14 protein-coding genes and 1 riboswitch are annotated in these 18,970 nt (G+C 62.6%); of the genes, 7 read left to right on the forward strand and 7 right to left on the reverse strand.

The window, feature by feature from the left end; translation table 11 throughout:
- Positions 1 to 74 precede the first annotated feature (74 nt).
- Together INT29_RS06240 and poxB are read left to right on the forward strand one after the other, a co-directional pair.
- Positions 75 to 2,933 (forward strand): DEAD/DEAH box helicase family protein, encoded by a 2,859-nt coding sequence (locus INT29_RS06240; protein WP_193071127.1) that lies wholly within the window; start codon positions 75 to 77, stop codon positions 2,931 to 2,933.
- 191 nt (positions 2,934 to 3,124) lie between these two features.
- Positions 3,125 to 4,840, forward strand: coding sequence for a ubiquinone-dependent pyruvate dehydrogenase (poxB, locus tag INT29_RS06245; RefSeq protein ID WP_193071128.1), 1,716 nt, complete (start codon positions 3,125 to 3,127; stop codon positions 4,838 to 4,840).
- Positions 4,841 to 5,060: 220 nt separating this feature from the next.
- On the opposite strand, the gene INT29_RS06250 is transcribed toward poxB, so the two are convergent.
- From INT29_RS06250 to ribD, 5 genes are all read right to left on the reverse strand, one after another.
- The gene (locus tag INT29_RS06250) at positions 5,061 to 5,999 is read right to left on the reverse strand and encodes an endonuclease domain-containing protein (RefSeq protein WP_193071129.1); all 939 of its coding nucleotides are present in this window, start codon (positions 5,997 to 5,999) and stop codon (positions 5,061 to 5,063) included.
- Positions 6,000 to 6,456: 457 nt separating this feature from the next.
- Entirely contained in the window at positions 6,457 to 6,927 is a 471-nt protein-coding gene (ribH, locus tag INT29_RS06255) for a 6,7-dimethyl-8-ribityllumazine synthase (protein ID WP_193071130.1), read from the reverse strand.
- A gap of 75 nt (positions 6,928 to 7,002) precedes the next feature.
- Entirely contained in the window at positions 7,003 to 8,454 is a 1,452-nt protein-coding gene (gene ribB / locus INT29_RS06260; RefSeq protein WP_193071131.1) for a 3,4-dihydroxy-2-butanone-4-phosphate synthase, read from the reverse strand.
- Positions 8,447 to 9,184: a riboflavin synthase gene (locus INT29_RS06265; RefSeq protein WP_101574090.1), complete on the reverse strand. Its 738-nt coding sequence runs from the start codon at positions 9,182 to 9,184 to the stop codon at positions 8,447 to 8,449. Before INT29_RS06265 ends, ribB begins: the two co-directional genes overlap by 8 nt.
- A 41-nt stretch (positions 9,185 to 9,225) precedes the next feature.
- The gene (ribD, locus tag INT29_RS06270; protein WP_193071132.1) at positions 9,226 to 10,317 is read right to left on the reverse strand and encodes a bifunctional diaminohydroxyphosphoribosylaminopyrimidine deaminase/5-amino-6-(5-phosphoribosylamino)uracil reductase RibD; all 1,092 of its coding nucleotides are present in this window, start codon (positions 10,315 to 10,317) and stop codon (positions 9,226 to 9,228) included.
- A 114-nt stretch (positions 10,318 to 10,431) separates the two neighbouring features.
- Positions 10,432 to 10,560: riboswitch (FMN riboswitch) on the reverse strand.
- A 192-nt stretch (positions 10,561 to 10,752) separates the two neighbouring features.
- On the opposite strand from ribD, the gene INT29_RS06275 reads away from it, so the two are divergent.
- The 3 genes from INT29_RS06275 (at position 10,753) to INT29_RS06285 (ending at position 13,435) form a co-directional block, all read left to right on the forward strand.
- Complete coding sequence (locus INT29_RS06275; RefSeq protein WP_101574088.1) at positions 10,753 to 11,229, forward strand: MarR family winged helix-turn-helix transcriptional regulator; 477 nt, start codon at positions 10,753 to 10,755, stop codon at positions 11,227 to 11,229.
- Positions 11,230 to 11,343: 114 nt separating this feature from the next.
- Entirely contained in the window at positions 11,344 to 12,657 is a 1,314-nt protein-coding gene (locus INT29_RS06280) for an MFS transporter (RefSeq protein WP_101574087.1), read from the forward strand.
- A gap of 217 nt (positions 12,658 to 12,874) precedes the next feature.
- Positions 12,875 to 13,435, forward strand: a complete 561-nt coding sequence (locus tag INT29_RS06285; RefSeq protein ID WP_226829846.1) for a DUF805 domain-containing protein — start codon at positions 12,875 to 12,877, stop codon at positions 13,433 to 13,435.
- 228 nt (positions 13,436 to 13,663) lie between these two features.
- Here INT29_RS06285 and INT29_RS06290 read toward each other — a convergent pair whose 3' ends face one another.
- A complete protein-coding gene (locus INT29_RS06290) occupies positions 13,664 to 14,770 on the reverse strand; it encodes a tellurite resistance/C4-dicarboxylate transporter family protein (RefSeq protein ID WP_193071133.1) in 1,107 nt (368 codons plus the stop codon).
- 235 nt (positions 14,771 to 15,005) lie between these two features.
- Between INT29_RS06290 and INT29_RS06295 the strand changes: the two genes are divergently transcribed.
- Positions 15,006 to 15,848, forward strand: coding sequence for an ATP-binding cassette domain-containing protein (locus INT29_RS06295; RefSeq protein ID WP_101574085.1), 843 nt, complete (start codon positions 15,006 to 15,008; stop codon positions 15,846 to 15,848).
- A gap of 94 nt (positions 15,849 to 15,942) precedes the next feature.
- On the forward strand, positions 15,943 to 18,120 hold the full coding sequence (locus tag INT29_RS06300) for a YhgE/Pip domain-containing protein (RefSeq protein WP_193071134.1): 2,178 nt from the start codon (positions 15,943 to 15,945) through the stop codon (positions 18,118 to 18,120).
- A 64-nt stretch (positions 18,121 to 18,184) separates the two neighbouring features.
- On the opposite strand, the gene INT29_RS06305 is transcribed toward INT29_RS06300, so the two are convergent.
- Positions 18,185 to 18,907: an AAA family ATPase gene (locus tag INT29_RS06305; RefSeq protein ID WP_193071135.1), complete on the reverse strand. Its 723-nt coding sequence runs from the start codon at positions 18,905 to 18,907 to the stop codon at positions 18,185 to 18,187.
- Positions 18,908 to 18,970: the final 63 nt, after the last annotated feature.

Consider the following 18,970-nt stretch of genomic DNA (forward strand, 5'->3'; position numbering starts at 1 on the left):
GATAACTTGAGTCGGCTTGGACAGATTCTGCCCTTCTTCGCTGTCGATCAAGGGCTCGTCTTAGACTGATTGCCATGTCGATGCCCGAGGTGAAGCCAATGCGAGGTCACCGACCTCCGTTGCGCCGACACCAACGCGAGGCACTTGACGCACTCACGAGTTCAGTCAGCGCCGAATCTCGCCGATCTTGGATCGTCCTGCCGCCGGGTGCAGGGAAGACCCGGGTCGGGCTCGAGCATGCGCAGCATCTGCTCACCAACGGACATGTCTCGAAGATTGTGGCCTTCGGCCCCAACACCGCCATCCAGACTCAGTGGGCGAACGCCTGGAACAGCCACAGTTCCGATCGCCTCGGCGAAGGTGCCGACAACGCCGCTGACGAGCCCGCCGCCGGAGGCACCGACCGCGCCGGACTCGACCGGAGACTCACCACCCAATTCACCGCTCTGACCTACCAATCGCTCGCTGTCTTCGATGACGACCGCGGAAGCACGAAGAACCTCCTCGACGAACTCGCCCCTGGAGGGCGGGAACTCGTCGACCGCCTTCGCGATGTTGGACCTCTGCTGCTCATCCTCGACGAATGCCACCACCTGCTCGACGTGTGGGGCAGCCTGCTGACCGAACTCCTCGACCTGCTCCCTGAAGTCTGGGTGCTCGGACTCACAGCCACTCCTCCCGGAACAATGACGACAGCACAGTCAGAGCTGGTGACCGGACTGTTCTCCGACATTCGCTACTCCGCTTCGATCCCTGCAGTCGTCAGAGAAGGCGATCTGGCTCCATTCGCGGACCTCGTGTGGGTGACGACCCCGACGAACGAGGAGAACAGCTGGCTATCGGGGCAAGCTGTGCGATTCACCGAACTCATCACCGACATCCTCGACCCCACTCAGGGCTCGGTGCCGTTCCTCGAATGGGTCGACAGGCGGTTCCTGGGCACCCGAGAGCACGTTGTCAGTTGGGTGGCCATGAGCCGCTCGACACCGGAACTGTGCTCGGCTGCGCTGCGGCTGCACCACGCGGATCTGCTCCGTTTGCCTCCCGGTGCCAGTCCCGCCGAACAGCATCGCCGCAATCCCGATGCCGAGGACTGGGCGCTGCTCATCGACGATTGGATGCGCCACCACCTGATGGTCTCCGAGGAGGCAGAAGACATCGAACTCGCCGAGGTGATCCGTCGTGACCTGCCCGCAATCGGGTACCGCTGGACCCGGAACGGCATACGGGCGGGACGATCACCCGTCGACCGCGTGATCGCCTACTCGGCGTCGAAGCCACAGGCGACGAGCGAGATCATCTGCGCCGAGGCGGCCAACCTTCAAGAACGCATGCGGATGCTGGTCCTCTGCGACTTCGAATCGCTGACAGCGACGCTGCCGGCCGACGTCAGCGGGGTGATCAGCGAACGCTCCGGTTCGGCCCTGCTCGTTCTCGAAACACTCGTCTCCGATGCCCGCACCTCCGGCCTCCGACCACTGCTCGTCTCCGGCAAGACCGTGGCTGGAGCTCCGGAGGTGCTCGGCGAGCTGCGTGCTCGGATTGCCGTATCCGACGAATCCCTGGCTTCTCGTTTGCAGGTGAGCGAACCGGTATCTGGAATCAGCCGACTCGAGGGTCCGTGGACCAGCCGGACGTGGGTTCCCTATGTGACCGACTTCTTCACCACGGGCAGGACTCAGGTGCTCATCGGCACCCGTGCCCTCCTCGGCGAAGGTTGGGATGCACCGGCCATCACCGGATTGATCGACTTGAGCACCGCGACTACACCGACGGCGGTGACGCAGACCCGCGGTCGTGCGTTGCGGCGAGACCCTGACCAGGCACACAAGGTCGGGCTCAACTGGACCGTCGTCTGCGTCAGCCCCGATCACCCACGCGGTAACCAGGACTGGGGGCGTCTCGTGCGCAAACACGACGGCTTCTTCGGCACGGATTCTGAGGGTGAGGTCGTCGACGGAGTGGCTCATATCGATTCCGCGTTCTCGCCCTACGAGCCTCCCCTGCCCGATATGGCAGACGAGATCAACGCGCGGATGATCGCCCGCTCCCAAGACCGCGGGGAGATCGCCCAGCGGTGGCAGGTCGGCAGTGACTATCAAGACGAGGAGATGCGCTCGGTGCGAATCCTTCAGCGCACCGGCCATCGACGCACCGAACAGTCGAGCCTCACCTCAGCCGACCCCGTTCGCAACGGCGATGTCAGCGTTTTGCCGCGCCACCTCGGCGGGGATCCGGGGCACATCCTGCCATTCCGGGTGAGGACTGCCACTGTCGTGCCCTGGACGGGACTTGGGCTGATTCTCCTGCTGCTGGGTGTGGCGATCGACGATGTGGGCGGCCTGGTCCTCACGGTGCTCGGGCTTGTCCTTTGGCTGAGCTTGCCGGTGGTGCTGTCCGTAGCCGGAAAACGACGAACTCGGCTCTATGCTAAGCCGCCGACGGTGGGCCAACTTGCCGGTGCCGTCGCCGATGCCCTGCACAGTGCGGGGTTGAGCAAGACAGGATCGGACTCGGTGCGTGTACGCGTCGACGCGAGTGGGGATCTGCGGTGTCATCTCGATGCGGAAGCCCAGTCCGCGGAGGTCTTCGCGCTCGCCCTCGACGAGGCGGTGTCCCCGATCGCCGACCCGAGGTATCTGGTTCCTCGCTGGTCTCTGCCGCAGTCATCGATTGGAGCGCGCGGACTGTGGGAACGTCTGAAGGTCGGGTGGTCGAATGCGCAGCAGAGCGATCCGGTCTGGCACGCGGTGCCTTCAGCTCTCGGCACGAGAAGAGAATCGGCAATAGCGTATTCGCGAGCGTGGAACCGGTGGATCGGCGGCGGTGAAGCGGTCTACACGAGGAACCCGGAAGGCGCAGGCGTCCTCACCGCATATCGCGGAACGAATCCGATGCAGATGACTTCTGTGCTGCGGACATCCTGGCACTGAGCTTCGGGCCGTGTGCATCGGACATTGTCGTATGGTCCGGCGGTGCTGTCTCTGACTTCACATGCCCGACCGCTGACCTCGGGGCTAGACTGAAACCGCGGTACCAGCCTGCGTCGGCACTCTGACTGGGATGCTGACGGGGTCCACCCAGGAGCTGAGAGAGCTCCACGTGTTTCAACGGAAGGAATCCTATGCCCACCGTCGCCAGAAACATCGTCGATACCCTTGTGGCCAGCGGAGTCAAGAGGGTCTACGGGATCCCGGGAGATTCGCTCAACGGCTTCACCGATGCCCTGCGCGTCAACCCACAGCTCGAATGGGTCCAAGTCCGCCACGAAGAGGCGGCATCCTTCGCCGCCAGCGGCGAGGCCGCACTGACCGGTGAACTCGCCGTCTGCGCAGGCAGCTGCGGCCCCGGAAATCTTCATCTCATCAACGGTCTCTACGACGCCCAGCGCTCCCGCGTGCCTGTTCTCGCGATCGCTGCTCACATCCCCAGCGATGAGATCGGCTCGGGCTATTTCCAGGAGACCCACCCGACCGAACTGTTCCGCGAATGCAGTGTCTACCTCGAACACGTGGCCACCGCGGAGCAGATGCCCCGCCTGTTGCGCATCGCCATGCGCGAGGCCATCGAGAAGCGCGGCGTCGCTGTCCTCGTCATCCCTGGCGACATTGCCCTGACGGAGATCAATGCCGCCGCCGAGGTGGTCAATTCTTATCCCTCGCATATGATCCCTGCAGAATCCCAAGTGGAGGCGGCTGCAAAGGCACTGAACAAGGGCAAGAAGACGACGATCCTTGCCGGTGCCGGTACAGAAGGTGCCCACGACGAGCTCATCGCTATCGCGGAGAAGCTGCAGGCGCCGATCGTCCACGCGCTGCGTGGCAAGGAATTCATCGAATACGACAACCCGTATGACGTGGGCATGACCGGACTTCTCGGCTTCTCCTCCGGTTATCACGCACTCAAAGGCTGCGACACTCTGCTTATGCTGGGCACCGGTCTTCCGTACCAGCAGTTCTATCCTGACGATGCGACGGTCATCCAAGTCGACATCCGAGGCTCCCAGATCGGACGGCGGACCCAGGTCGACATCGGACTGGTGGGTACGGTCGCTGATACTGTTGACTCCCTCCTTCCCCTGATCAAACCGAACCGCAGCAGCTCGCATCTCAAAGCGATGACCAAGCACTATGCGAAGACTCGTAAGGAACTCGATGAGCTCGCGACTCCGTCGAAGCGGACGATTCACCCGCAGTACCTGACGCGTCTGATCGACGAGATGGCCGACGAAGATGCTGTGTTCATCCCCGATGTCGGATCCCCCGTGACCTGGGCAGCCAGGTATCTGACCATGAATGGCAAGCGTCGGCTGATCGGTTCCTTCAGCCACGGTTCCATGGCTAATGCCCTCTCGCAGAGCGTCGGTGCGCAGTCGGCCTACCCTGACAGGCAGGTCGTCGCTCTGGCCGGTGACGGCGGGTTGGCCATGCTCCTCGGTGAGTTGCTGACCTTGACTCAGAACAAGCTGCCGGTCAAGACCGTCGTCTACAACAACTCCTCACTGAACTTCGTGGAGCTGGAGATGAAGGCCGCTGGATTCGTCACCTTCGGAACGGAACTGGACAACCCGGATTTCTCCACCATCGCCGAGGCGGTCGGCATCAAGGGCTTCCGTGTCGAGAAGTCCAAGGACCTGCCGAAGGTCGTCAAGGAGTTCCTCGCTTACGACGGCGCTGCGGTTCTCGATGTGGTCACCGAACGGCAGGAGCTGTCGATGCCGCCGACGATCACCGCCGAACAGGCCAAGGGCTTCGCCCTCTATGCAGTCCGCACGGTGATGTCGGGCAAGGGCGACGAACTCATCGACCTAGCCCAGGCAAACATCCGCCAGCTGTTCTGAGGTTGCGCGTTCGCGGCAGGCGGCGCACCTGAACCTGAGAGCAGCCGCCCTCGCGGGAGGGCAGCCGCGGTCGAACAGCCGCGAACGAGGTAGAACCGCTCTACGGCCAAACGGTTGGTAAGTTCGTCTTGATCCTTGCTTCGGGATCGAGACGAACTTACCAACCGTTTGCTGTTTCGCGAGCTGTAGGTTGCAGAGTCTGCTGTCGCTGGTTGCCGGTTCAGACTGGGTTGTTCAGGTGAGCGGCGAGGAGTTTCCCGAATGTGTTCATATCTGTTCTCTTCGTGACTCGGAGGATGGTCCATCCCTCAGCTTCCAGAAGTTGGTGCCGTTCGATGTCAGTGTTGAACTGACCTGCTGACGACCGATGGTGGTCTCCCTCATATTCGATCGCCAGCTTCAACTCCGGGTACCCCAAATCGGGTTGCAGGATCACATTCTTGAGGTGGCAGCGAACTTGTGGGTGAACAACCGGTTCGGGGAAGCCGTTGCCGATGAGCCACAGCCGCAGCCAGGTCTCTCGAGGCGAGTCAACGGTGAGGCGGATGAGTGAGAACGCCTTTGCTATCTTTCGACGGCTGCGGAGCTGTCGTCGAGTGGCGAGTTCTGTCTGGAGCGACGCGAGAGTGGTCTTCGGACCTCCGAATCGCTTCGACACCGCTGCATCGCCGAATTGCACGAGCTCGAGCAGACTGAGGTGAGAGCCGAGTTCGAGGAGAAGGTGTGGAACCGTGACCAATTGCAGGTCGAAGAAGTCGATCTGCTTGAGCTGACGATGTCGATGAAGAATGACCTGCCGCATATTGACTCGGGTGCAGGCCGTGTCTCCGGCAACGTGTAGATCCTGGTCCCGGATTCGATTCGGCACCGGCAAGCCATAGAGGCGAGCCGCGGTCCAGAATGTGCCGGCCACGTCGGGGCGTCGCAGACGAAAGCCTCGTAGCTGCGTCGCAACTCTCTGCCACTCGGCTCCTGCCCAAACCGGTGTGGGAGCCATGATGTCCTCGGTTCTGTCGATCCAAACGCCATGGACCATCTGGATATAGCGCGGATCATGCTGCAGCGCATACGAAGTGATCTTCCGAGCGGCCAGATCGGCGCGGGTGAATGGGGTCGGCATCTGCCTGAACGTCATCGGTTTCGAGTGCCAATACGACATGCTGATCAGTATCGGGCGGCCAGCGGCACACTTTCCAAGTGACTCGGGAGCGTTGGGGATAGCGACCCGGCATCCCCAGGGGAATTACGTCCAAGTCAGGTCCAGCTGTGGACAGATTCGCACTCGGCTCGAGCGGCGATTTCCGCTGACCCTGAGCGGTATTCCCGTGATCGTTTTTGTTGTTCGCGGCCCCAGCGCGAATTTCTTAGTCTCAGAATGTTCCGAAGCTCGGGGTCATCCACACTGCAAAGCGCATGAGTCGACTTTCGCAGGTCCGGCGAAGCGGAATCCCGACATATATGCGGACTCTTGCTGAAACGGTTGGTAAGTTCGTCGCGATCCCGAGCTTAGGATCGCGACGAACTTACCAACCGTTGGCGCAGGAAGCCCCTGTCGCACCGACTGCGGTCTGACTAGCCGCGCTCACGTTCGCCGTGGCGATCGGCCGCTTCATTGCTCACACGATCGGATACTCCGCGAGGGCCTGCGCGGTGACTAGTGCGGCGGTCATGGCTTCGTGACCCTTGTCTTCCTGCGACCCCTCGAGACCGGCACGGTCGAGTCCCTGTTCCTCGGTGTCGCAGGTCAGCACTCCGAATCCGACCGGTTTGCGGGTGTCGATGGCAACGCGATTGAGGCCATCGGTGGCGGCCTGGCAGACATAGTCGAAGTGCGGGGTGCCGCCGCGGATGACGACGCCGAGGGCGACGACTGCGTCGAAGTGTGGTGCCAGGCGTGCCGCAGCGATGGGCAGCTCGAAGCTTCCTGGGACCCGCACCAGGGTGGCCTGGGCGCCGGCTTCGGTGGCTGCCCGCTGGGCTCCGTCGACCAGACCGTCCATGATCTGTGTGTGCCAGGATGCTGCGATGATGGCGACTCGAGTATCGGCCGCAGAGACGGTGAGCTCGGGTGCTCCGGAATGTGCCATGGGTGGGTCCTTTCGTAGCGGCCGTGATGGCCGGAGTAGTCAGTGCTGAGGAGTGCGTGTGAGTGAAGCGGCTGCTCAGCAGTGGTGCTTCTCAGCGATGGTCGCCGAGGCTGTGGCGCTGCCGACCACCGAGGGCAGGGTCAGCGTGTGGTGCATGCGCTCGCGCTTGGTGTTCAGGTAGTTCGAGTTCTCCGGCCGCGCTGGGATCTCAAGCGGAACGACGGCCTCGATCGTGATTCCCAGTGCTTCGAGCGCCCGGGTCTTGTCCGGGTTGTTCGTCAGCAGACGGATGCGAGTCAGGCCGATCGAGGCCAGGATCTCCGCGGCCGCACGGTAGTCACGGTCATCGTCGTGGAAGCCGAGTTCACGGTTCGCATCGACCGTGTCCAGGCCCTGATCCTGCAGGGCGTAGGCACGGAGTTTGTTGCTCAGTCCGATACCGCGGCCCTCGTGGCCGGTCAGGTAGATCACGGCGCCACCTTCGTCGGAGATCCGGCGCATCGCCAGATCCAGCTGTTCTCCGCAGTCGCAGCGGTGAGACCCGAAGACGTCTCCGGTCAGGCACTCCGAATGTACTCGCACCAGAGGAGCAGGCCCGCGCAGCGAAGATCCCTGACTTGTCGACTTGGCGGCAACGGCGGCAGAGTCCAGCCCGGAGAACACGCCGAGGTGGTCGTGTCCGTCGATCGTGAATGCGCGGGCCTTGAAGCTCCCGTGCTTCGTCGGCAGGGGAACCTCCGCCGAGGCTTCGATCGCATGCGGGTTCGCGCCCGACTCTTGCGTCGAGCTGTGGGCCGTCAGTTCGGCATCCGGCCGTTCGGCGGCATCCACAGCGTCTTCGTGATTCGACTCGTTCAGGTAGTCGATGAGACCTTCGATCGAGACCATCACGAGCTGATGTGCATCGGCGAACTCGCGGAGGGAGTCGAAGCGCATCATCGAACCGTCGTCGTGGACGACCTCGCCGATCATGGCCACAGGAGTGGCACCGGCGAGGCGAGCGAACTCGACTCCGGCCTCCGTGTGCCCGGGGCGCTCGCGGACTCCACCAGACTTAGCGATGAGCGGGAACACGTGTCCAGGGCGCGTGATCGAGGCCGGGTCGGGAACCGCTGCGGCGAGGTGGCGCCCGGTCAGGGCACGTTCGGCGGCACTGATGCCCGTCGTCACGCCGACCGCATCGCAGCTGATTGTGTACGCGGTGCCCTTCGGGTCTTCGTTGGTGGAGACCATGGGCGGCAGCTCGAGCGCGGCGGCACGCTCGGCCTCCATGGGGGCACAGATGACTCCGGAGGTGTAGCGGACGAAGAAGCCCATGGTCGAAGCCTCGGCGAACTCGGCGGCCATGATGAGGTCGCCTTCGTTTTCGCGGTCTTCGTCATCGACGACGACGATGGGTTGGCCCGCAGCGAATGCCGCAATCGCGTCCTCGATCGGATCGAGCCGCGCACTTGCTGCAGTTGAGTCGGAACCGGCAATCGCCTCAGTCGAGTCGAGCCGTGGATCGGTGGGGTTGGTCTCAGGCATTGTCGGCTCCTTGTCGAGTGCTGCTGTCGGTTGAGTTGAAGAGCGTGGTCGTCTCCGCGGAGGTGGCAGGCTCCGCAGCGGTGGTCTCCGCAGGGAAGGAGAGTAGACGGGCGGTGTACTTCGCGAGCACGTCCACCTCGACGTTGACTGGATCGCCGGGGGCCAGCTTGCCGAACGTGGTGTGGCTCAGGGTGGCCGGGATGAGCCCGACCTCGACCCAGGCGCTGGTCTCGGAGGGTTCGGACACAGCGGTCAGCGTCAGGGAAACGCCGTTGAGGGCGATGGAACCCTTGCTGGCGGTGTAGGGGGCCAGCGGATTCGGGATGCCGATGCGCAGGGTCGACCACTGGTCATAGTCGTCTCGGCTCAGCAGCTCACCGCAGCCGTCAACGTGTCCCTGCACCACATGACCATCGAAGCGCCCCGAGGCGGGCGTGCACCGTTCCAGGTTGACCCGGTCCCCGGTGCGCAAGGCTCCCAATCCGGTCAGACGCAGGGTCTCACCCATCACTTCGGCGGTGAAGGGGCCTTGCACCTCGGCGGTGGGGGCACCCGGCGGCGAGGAGGATTCGTCCCTGACCGAAGTCAGGCACACGCCGTTGACTGCAAGCGATCCGCCGAGACCGAGGTCGTGGACGAGGCCCTTGGCGTCGATGGTGATGACGGCCGAGTCGTCCAAATGGTCGATGGCTGCGACAGTGCCGAGCTCTTCGATGATGCCGGTGAACATATGCCCTCCGAGTGGGTATTCGATGGTAAATAGGAGACGAGTCAGATCGTGTAGTTGTCAGTGGGGCCCGAACGTGAACCCGAGCCGGAACTGGGGCCCGAGCCTGTGACGAAGTGCAACAGCACGTCGGGCCCCAGCTGTGTCACGGCGGGTTCGGCAGTTTCGTCAGGAATCAGGCCGACTGCCTCGCTCAGCGTGGACGTGCTCAAGCCCGAGAGACTGGACTTCCCCGGCCCAATCAGCAAGGGGGCCTGATAGCAGAAGATTTCGTCAACCGCTCCTGCGGCGAAGAAGGCGCCGAGCACGCTGGGCCCACCCTCGACGAGGATGTGGCGCATGCCGCGGGCATACAGTTCGCCCAGCGCTGCAGTGATGTCGCGAGTGCGCAGGTGAATGGTGTCGGGGTTGAGTGCGAGGAAGGATTCCGGCGGCAGGGAGGTCATCCCGAGCACGATGGGCACCGGCTGTGACTCCAAGGGTTCACCACCGGGGCCTCTGGCATTGAGTCGTGGATCGTCAGTGAGGGCGGTGCCGGTTCCGACGAGGATGCCGTCGACCCGGGACCGGAACTGATGGGCGTGATCTCGTGAGACCGCCGAGGTGATCCATTGGCTGGTCCCGTCTGCGGCGGCGACCTTTCCGTCGAGGCTCTGAGCGATCTTCGCTGTGACGAACGGACGCTCGGCATCCACTGCAATTCGCCACCGCGTATTCAGCGCAAGCGACTCGTCGTGGCCCAGGCCTGAGCGGACCCGGATGCCCGCCTCGGCGAGGGTGGCTTGACCACCGGCTGCGACGCCGTTGGAATCGGGGAGTGCGAAGACGACGTCGGGGATGCCGGCATCGATGATCGCCTGCGTGCACGGACCGGTCCGACCGGTGTGGTTGCACGGTTCCAGGGTCACGAACAGGGCGGAGGCGGTGAGGTCGACGCCGCGGTCGATGGCTGTGGTGATGGCGTCCACCTCGGCGTGGGGACTGCCCGCACCGGCATGATGGCCGACGACGATCTGCGAGTCTTTCGTCAGGATCGCGGCGCCCACCAGCGGATTCGCGCCCCGGTGACCGTTTCGCGCAGCCTGCAGGGCAGCGGACATCGCGGTCATTTCGAGATCGGTGAACCCCGCGTGCATGAAAAAACCTCCCGAGCCGATGCCGGGAGGGAGGATATTGCGGGTGCAACTATCAGGGCGTGCGAACGTGTGCGACAGCGCATTGGGATGCACCGAATCACAGCGACCGCAGTCGCCATGCTCCTCCCATCCAGACTCTGACTGTCGGTCTTGGAATTTCACCAAGTCAACCACCTGCACGAATGCAGTCGGCTCGCGGACTATCACCGCCGGTACGGATTTTCACCGTCCCCGGAACATGTGACCACAGATTAGCACGCCCCTCGCCGAGGCAGCCATGACGTCCATCACATGAGAAGCGCGAGTGCCCTGCCGCAGTCCTGCTGGGCGGGGGTGCGAGTGGGCAGGAGTGCGGGTGGGGGTGATGTTGGCTGCGGCGTCGTTGAAGCGGGGCAGTTCTTGCGATGATGCATAGCCAGGGTATATAACTAAGTTATGGATGATGTTGATTCGGCGGAACTCGTCACTGGCCTTGTCGTCGTCTCCTCGCGCCTGACCAGGGCGATGAGGCGAGTGATCGGCAACGAAAGTGAGCTTGTCACACTGCGCGCTCTTGGCGTGGTTGAGCAGTACCAGCCCGTCCGGGTGGGACATTTCGCGCAGGGATACCTGTGCTCCCAGCCCGCGGCGACGAAGGTTCTGGCTCGTCTCGAAGAGGCAGGTTACGTTCTGCGCGAAACCAGCCCCAATGACAAGAGGGCATCACAGTTCTCCCTGACCGAGGACGGCCGTGCGAGGTTGGCAGAGAACCGCACCGTTCTGGCCGAACGGATGGAGCCCTACTTCGAGGCGCTGACTCCCGACGATCGGCTCAGCGTCCATCGGGCGTTGGGGCTCGTCTCACAGTACCTGCAGGAACAGCATCCGGTGGATGCCGAGGAGGTCGGGCAGGGCGAGACGCAGGCCGGGTGACGTCGAACCACCTCGGCGGCAATGACGTCGAGCCGACGATCACATCAGGCCGATCGCATCAGACCAACGACAACAGATCACAACAGACCGACGAAAGGATGCGCGGGAAGAGCTATGAGTGTGTCACCAGGTAGCGAAGTACAGAAGAATGACGGGGAGGGTGCGGAAGCATCTATTCTGCGTCAACCGCGAGCAGTGTGGGCGGTCGCGTTCGCTGCGGTCATCGCGTTTATGGGCATCGGTTTGGTTGACCCGATTCTGCCCGCGATCTCCGCCGATCTCCACGCATCCCCGTCGCAGTCGATGCTGCTGTTCACCAGTTACCTGTTCATCACTGGCGGCATGATGTTCTTCACTAGCTTCGTGTCCTCACGGATCGGTGCGAAGACCACGCTGCTCATCGGCCTCATCCTCATCGTTGCATTCTCTGCCCTGGCCGGGTTCTCCAGCAGCGTCGATCAGATCATCGGCTTCCGTGCCGGTTGGGGGCTGGGCAATGCCCTCTTCATCTCCACCGCGCTCTCGACCATCGTCGGTGCAGCCTCCGGCGGTGCCGACAAAGCGATCATCCTCTATGAGGCGGCCCTGGGCATCGGCATCGCGACCGGCCCGCTGTTGGGCGGCCTGCTGGGCGGAATCTCCTGGCGCGGACCGTTCTTCGGCACCGCGGTCCTTATGGCCATCGGCTTCATCGCCATTGTGATCCTGTTGCCCGGCGGGAAGTCGGGCAGTGGCAGCGTGAAGACCTCGCCCGAGCCGATCAAGCTCAGCGCCACCTTCCGTGCCTTGGCTCGCCCCGGTGTTCTCGTGCTCGGAATTGCCGCGCTGCTGTACAACTTCGGCTTCTTCATTCTGCTGGCCTACAGCCCCTTCCCAGTTGAAGCAGCCGCAGCGAAGGCCGGCATCGAAGACTTCGGGGCCATGGGCCTCGGCTACGTGTTCTTCGGCTGGGGAATGTGCGTGGCCATCACCTCGGTCTTCGGGGCACCGCTTCTGACCAAGCGACTGGGACGTCGTCGCAGCCTCGTCGTCTCCCTCATAGCACTCGCGGTGCTGCTGGCCGTGATGGGCTTCCTCGTCGAGTCGTTCACCGGCATCATCGTCAGCGTCATCGTGGCCGGACTGATCCTGGGCGTGCTCAACACCGTCTTCACCGAATCGGCGATGGAGGTCAGCGACCTGCCTCGCCCTGTGGCCTCAGGGACATATTCCGGAGTGCGCTTCATCGGCGGTGCCGTGGCCCCGATTGTGGCCGGTGTCGTCTCGGAGTCGATCGGTACCGGCGCACCGTACTTCTTCGGCACCGCCGTAGTGATCCTGTCTGTGGTCGTCATCGCGATCGGCTGGAAAGCTCTTCGACGGGTCGACGGTCACATCGACGAAGCTCCGGTTGATGAGGCCTATGCCCTAACCGGCGGCGACGCTTGACGTGATCGCGCCGATGGCGCCCGAGAAGCTGATGCTTCTCGGGCGCTTTTCGCGTGGGGTCCCATCGGCGGGGTTGTAGTCGCGAGTCACGTCATCTTGTTTGTTTCACGTTCCAGATCTGAAACACCGTGAATGCGGGGATCGGCGCCAGTCTGTAGCACAATTGATATCGCACTTCCTGTGCAAAGACGATATTTTTCCTAACACGAAGGTCACCATGTCCTACGACGCGAACAACGCATATCCCGCAGGCCCCGGTGCCACAGGTCCAGGCGCAATGGGCCCAGGTGGCCAGATCCGCGGAGCCGCTAGCCCCGAAGATCTGTCCCTCCCTCTCTACGGTGCATCATTCGGCCAGGCCGTCAAGCGCTTCTTCAAGAAGTACGCCACGTTCTCCGGACGCGCTTCGCGCAGCGAGTTCTGGTGGGTGGCGCTGTTCACCTTCCTGGTGCAGCTCATCCCGATGGTGCTGGTCATTGTCGGTGCGGTTATGGCAGCAAGTTCTGCGGCAATGGTCGATCCATACGACCCGAGCGCTGCACAGGCTGCAATGTCGGGTCCGGGCGTGATTATCGCCGGGATCGGCTATGTTATCGGTGGTCTCATCGCTCTCGCCATGATCATCCCGCAACTGGCGATCATCTGGCGTCGTCTGCACGATGCGAACTTCGCTGGACCGTTCTTCTTCCTCACCTTCATACCCGGAATCGGCGGACTCATTCTGTTCGTCCTTGAGCTCCTGCCTTCCAAGCCTGAGGGCCAGCGCTTCGACGTATGATCATCTGAGCGTTCTCGCTTAAGACGGGTTCTTATCTCTGAGTCCGCACCGCGAACAAACTGAAGCTGTCGCATGCACACGCTGCATGCGGCAGCTTTTCATTGCGTGGAGTCTGGCCCGTAATTAGCTGTCCGCGGACCGCCGTCTGTCGTTGGGGCGCCAACTCATACACTCCGTGATGCCCTACCCGTGCCCGCAGCCGTAGCCGTACTCGACTCCCCGCCAACCTCAGCCCGCCGCAGCGTCCGAGGATACCTGCGCTCTCGTCGAGCGCACGAATGACCACACCATTGCGCAGAAGACGATCGCCCATACACCCAGGGCGATCCAATACCACTGATCGCCGATCCACGAGATGATCGGCACCCCGTCGACCTTGCCCATATTCATGCTCGCCACGGAGTACATTCCCAGCGGGAAGACCATGCTCCACAGTCCCGCCGAGTATCCCAAAGGGATGCGGTGTCGGAAGTGCCGCCACAGTCCGGCGATGACAAGTGCCGGGATGAGCCAGGTCGAGATGGCCCACAGGATCGCCGAGGCGCCGGCGATGATGACCGTCGTCGCCGCGAAGATGGGTGCTGTTCCGCCCTCGAGGATCTTTGAGCCTGCAACCACGGAGATGGCCAGCGCGCCCATCATCACCCAGTACGGGGCGTCGAGGTCCTCGGGACCGATGCGGTGGAGCAGCGCCCTGATCCCGACGAAGACGGCGCAGACGAGATAGAGCCCAACGCCGAGGCTCCAGGCGATGACAGCGATGACCGCAAGAACCGACCCGAAACTGACTCCAGACGCGGGTGCCTCGTCCGGCAGGTTCGCCATCAGCCCGGATGCGGCGACAGCAACGGACTGCGCAGCGACCACGCAGACGAACCAGGTTCCATTGACCTGTGTGAGGATGGGCGACTTCGCGGAACCGAGCACAGCGGAGAAGGGAATGAGATAGCCCAGGACCAGCCAGGCGAGGAGGCCGATGCTGAAGGCGGCGAGGGCGATGCGGAAGTGAGATTGCCCCTCGAGGCCAGTCGCGAGGACATTGGTCGCTGCGACGAAGGTGAAGAATCCAAAGGCCTTCGACGGGTTGTGGAGGTCGGCGCGCAGGTCCTCGTTGTGCGAGCAGGCGCGCCAGATGATCAGTGTCAGGAAGAAGGCGTAGAGAATCACGGCCAGCCAGAACAGTATGGTCGAGAGCAGGGTCAGTCCCTTGAGGTGTGCACCGACGGCCATAATTCCGGTGGCCATGACGGAAGCGAAGCATCCGGGTGTGACCGTACCCGGACTCAGCCCCCATCTGCTCTGCAGGTATGTCAGGTTCGTCTGCCCATCGCTCATTCCTCCATTATCGGCATTGTGTGGGCTTGAAGACATTCGCGGTGTTTTCAAGAAAATGTTCAGCTTCGACCACTATAGTTACCTATGAGTAACTTGACCTGCGTCAGACGGAACGGCACTGTAAGGGCCCATGTGGCGTAATGTGCTTGGCAGTGGTGCGTGCGTGACCCGCGTACCCGGCGTCAGCGGCCAGCGCGAACGGTCGACATAGTCGCACACATTGGGGGCATCAGAAATGCAGAGCAACTCAGAGGCACTCGTCGATGAGACAGAACAGGCGATAAGCCAAGTCAGTCTCCGCGGGTGGGGAATATCGGGAAAGAACGGAGACGTGTTCTCCGGCGTCGAACTCGACGTCCCCCGAGGTGCGGTCGCCATCATCCAGGGCCCAGCCGGATCCGGAAAAACATCCCTCCTGCTCTCGATCGCCGGGCGCATGCGTGTGACCTCCGGCGAGGGGCATGTGGGCGACCTCGACATTCGCAAGAAGCCCCGCCACGTCCGCGAGCAGGTCACGGTTGGGCATATTGCTGGGCTCACCGACCTTGAGAACGACTTCACCCTCGCTCAGCACATCGCCGAACGGCTCATCATGCTTCAACCCTGGTACAAACCTTGGGTGTCGAAGTCCTCCCTGCGCGAGGTCACCGACGTCATCCGCGAGACCTTCGACTCCGCCACCGAGGTGATCGATCGTCTGCCCGTCGGGACGTTCTCTGCTGCGGATGCCAAGGATGCCGACTTCCTCATCGACAACGAGGGGAAGGCCTTCGTCTCCGAGCTCAGCGAGCTCCAGAAATTCCTCCTCGAGCTGGGCCTCGCCAGCCTCGCCCAGGCACCAGTCGTCGTCCTCGATAACATCGACTATCTGCGCGAGCGCCAAGATCGCGCCCGCGCCTGGGCGGCCATCCTCATCTATCAGGATCTGCGCCGCAAACGTGACCCCGAGCGTCCACTGACGGTGATCGCCTCCTGCGAAGACTCCACCGATGTCGACCTCGCCCTCGACGCATTGCACACGGAGGTATCGCCCACCTCAGTGAGCACACTGCAACTGACCCAGCATCCCCGACACTGAGTCAACCGACTCAGTCACCGAGGCGGGCGACTCAGATGACGTCCCGCTTCCACCAGCTTTTCGAATCTGTCGACAACAATAAGGTGCTTCTTCGATGTTCTCTCTGCCATGGCTCGAACTCAGCCGTTTCAAACGGCACACCATCACTCGGTTGGCGATCATCGTCGTGGCCATCATCCCCGCGATCTACGGTGGACTGTATCTGGCGTCGAACTGGGCGCCGACCGACAATCTGGACAAGCTCCAGGCAGCCGTGGTCAATACGGACGAGGGCGCCGAGAAACCCGACTCCGATGGTGAGAAGCTCCAGGCAGGCGATGAGCTCGTAGACAAGATCACGCCCAAAGGTGAAGGTGGCTTCGACTGGCAGGAGACATCGCTGAAGGAGGCCAACGACGGTCTCGCCGAAGGCAAATATTTCGCCGTCCTGGAGATCCCTTCTAACTTCTCCGAGCGACTCGTCTCGACTGGAGGGGACGATCCCGAGCAGGCAGGACTGAACCTGCGCACCGACGATGCGCACAACTTCATCGTGGGACAGATGGCGGGAACGATCCTCAACGAGATCAAATCAGGACTGAACGAGACCACGACGGCCGAATACGTCACCGAGGTCTATCTCGGCTTCAATGACATCCACTCCTCGACAAAGGAGGCGGTCAAGGGCGCGTCGAAGCTCAACGATGGTGCGGTTGACCTCCACGACGGAACTGGTGAACTCTCCGACGGTGCACATAAGTTGGACAAGGGAGTAGGGACGCTGCAGACCGGCATCGGTGACCTCGACGAGGGAGCTGGAAAGCTGAAGAAGGGCAGCGGCGACCTGAAGACCGGTGCAGATACGTTGGCCAAGAGCACCACCGAGGCTAAGAACGGCTCGAAGAAGCTTTCAACCGGAGCCGGACAGGTCGCTGATGGAACATCGCAGCTGCGTGACACCGCCGATGAGACCACGGACAAGGCCGAAGATCTGCGCAAACGCGCCGACGACCTCGTCGAGGGCACACGACCGAAGCTGGACAATGCGGAAGATGACTTCGAGTCGGCGCGGAAGACCGTGAACGGTGATGTGGATGATCGGGTCGCTCAGCTGCGCGAAGACTATCCCGATGATCCTAACGTGGCGAAGCTTGCCGACGACATGGACCGCCTCGGCGGGGATCTGGACAAGGCTCACGGTCGGGCCTCGAAGGCCGCCGATGAGGCTAAGGACCTCGAAGGCCCGGTGAAGAAGGCCGTCGATGACGTCATGGGTAAGATCAGGGACGCCGACAGGAAGATCGGCAAGCTCGACGACGGTGCGCAGAAGGTGGCCACTGGGGCCGATGACCTGCATTCAGGGCTCATCAAACTCGACGCCGGTGCAGGCAAGCTGGCCAAGGGCGCCGGAGACCTCAACGACGGTGTCATCCAGCTCAAGGACGGCACAGAGAAGGCCAAGACCGGTGCAGCCGACCTCAAGGACGGATCCTCAAAGCTGGCTGACGGCTCCGATGAACTCGACAAGGGCGCGAAGAAGCTCGTCGACGGATCGGGAGAACTCGCCGACAAGCTTGCCGACGGCCTCAAACAGATTCCGACCTATGACAAATCCGACCGCGAGAATCGCTCGGATGTCGTGGCGGTGCCCGTCGATGCCGAGAAGCTCAAGGACAACGCCGTGGACGCCTACGGTGAAGGTCTGGCCGCATTCTTCGTGTCCCTCGCCCTGTGGATCGGCGGAATGATCACCTACATGGTCATCAATGCGATTCCGTATCGTGCGCTGATGTCATCGGCGAAATCCTCTCGTATCGCTTGGGCCGGTTATGTGCCCGGCATTATGTTCGGGGTGGCTCAAGTGGCGGTGCTCTATGGGGTGCTCACCTTCGCCCTCGATTTCTCCGCCGGCAGTTGGGTGTGGACCCTGCTGTTCTCAATCCTTGTCGCCGCCAGCTTCCATGCGGTCCATCAACTTTGCGTCGCGGCCTTGGGTGGTGTCGGCAGGCTGGTCGCCTTGGTCCTGCTCATGGTCCAGATCGCCTCGGCGGGAGGTACCTACCCGGTGCAGACGGCTCCGAGCATCTTCCAGATCATCTCGCCGTTCCTGCCGATGACTCATGCGGTCAACGGCCTGCGAGCTCTGATCGCCGGCGGGGACATGTTCATCGCAGCGCAGGCGGCGGTTGTCCTGCTGCTCATGACTGCGATCTGTCTGGTGGCAACCATGTTCGTCTGCGGCCAGAAGCGGATGGTTACGCTGACTCAGCTGCACCCGAGCCTGTCGCTCTAAGCCTCAGCCCTCGCCGAGGCGGCGGTGCGTTCGCGCGCACCGCCGTTCCGGTGAGGAGTGGCGGTCAATCGTCATCGAAATATCGCAGGTACCGCTGTGGTTCATGGAGGAAGCGTCTCCAGTGGTCGACCATATCGAGACGGTTCCACGTGGATTCGCGCAATCCCCATTCGCCTACCTCAACGATTTTGGCACCCTCTGCATGTGCGAGGACGGGGGAGTGGGTGGCCATGATGGTCTGCAGCCCCGCGCGATCTCGCTGCCGGATGAGATGCAGCAAAGTCAGCGAGGCGGTGAAGGACAACGCGCTCTCCGGTTCGTCGAGGACCCACAGCCCCAGGCCCATGAACTTCCCCGTCAGCATCTCGATGAACATCTCACCATGCGACTGCTGTGAATAGTGATGCCCCCGAAAGGAGCCGATCTCCATCAGATAGGCCATGTTCTCGTGCATGGTCTCGGCGCGAAGGAAGAACGCGCCGCGCTTGGAAGCGGCTCCACGCACAATCTGCACATGTTCGCTCAGTTCAGGAACCTCCTCGGCGTGGTCGCGCACCTCCCATCCCGTGCCGCCACCGTGAGGGAGATCCAGGGCCGTGGCAAGTGCCTCGATGAGCGTTGACTTGCCCGAACCGTTTTCCCCGACGAAGACGGTCGTGCGCTCGAATTCGAACCCTTCCAGGAGATCCTCGACAGCAGGAAGCTCACGCAGCCATGGGCTGAGTTCTGGCGGCGAGTGCGCATGTTTGGTCACCGACCGCAACGGCAGATCTACCCGGGAATCCATGTCACCGACTGTAGCCCTCGGCACGGACACGGCGCTTTGGGCGGCACACTGGGGAGGCAATAG

This window comes from Brevibacterium sp. FME37, from assembly GCF_014897485.1.
Classification (GTDB): domain Bacteria; phylum Actinomycetota; class Actinomycetes; order Actinomycetales; family Brevibacteriaceae; genus Brevibacterium.

Coding starts and splice junctions, on each gene's coding strand:
- INT29_RS06240 (WP_193071127.1), top strand. CDS start 75: ATGTCGATGCCCGAGGTGAAGCCAATGCGAGGTCACCGACCTCCGTTG.
- poxB (WP_193071128.1), top strand. CDS start 3,125: ATGCCCACCGTCGCCAGAAACATCGTCGATACCCTTGTGGCCAGCGGA.
- INT29_RS06250 (WP_193071129.1), bottom strand. CDS start 5,999: ATGTCGTATTGGCACTCGAAACCGATGACGTTCAGGCAGATGCCGACC.
- ribH (WP_193071130.1), bottom strand. CDS start 6,927: ATGGCACATTCCGGAGCACCCGAGCTCACCGTCTCTGCGGCCGATACT.
- ribB (WP_193071131.1), bottom strand. CDS start 8,454: ATGCCTGAGACCAACCCCACCGATCCACGGCTCGACTCGACTGAGGCG.
- INT29_RS06265 (WP_101574090.1), bottom strand. CDS start 9,184: ATGTTCACCGGCATCATCGAAGAGCTCGGCACTGTCGCAGCCATCGAC.
- ribD (WP_193071132.1), bottom strand. CDS start 10,317: ATGCACGCGGGGTTCACCGATCTCGAAATGACCGCGATGTCCGCTGCC.
- INT29_RS06275 (WP_101574088.1), top strand. CDS start 10,753: ATGGATGATGTTGATTCGGCGGAACTCGTCACTGGCCTTGTCGTCGTC.
- INT29_RS06280 (WP_101574087.1), top strand. CDS start 11,344: ATGAGTGTGTCACCAGGTAGCGAAGTACAGAAGAATGACGGGGAGGGT.
- INT29_RS06285 (WP_226829846.1), top strand. CDS start 12,875: ATGTCCTACGACGCGAACAACGCATATCCCGCAGGCCCCGGTGCCACA.
- INT29_RS06290 (WP_193071133.1), bottom strand. CDS start 14,770: ATGAGCGATGGGCAGACGAACCTGACATACCTGCAGAGCAGATGGGGG.
- INT29_RS06295 (WP_101574085.1), top strand. CDS start 15,006: ATGCAGAGCAACTCAGAGGCACTCGTCGATGAGACAGAACAGGCGATA.
- INT29_RS06300 (WP_193071134.1), top strand. CDS start 15,943: ATGTTCTCTCTGCCATGGCTCGAACTCAGCCGTTTCAAACGGCACACC.
- INT29_RS06305 (WP_193071135.1), bottom strand. CDS start 18,907: ATGGATTCCCGGGTAGATCTGCCGTTGCGGTCGGTGACCAAACATGCG.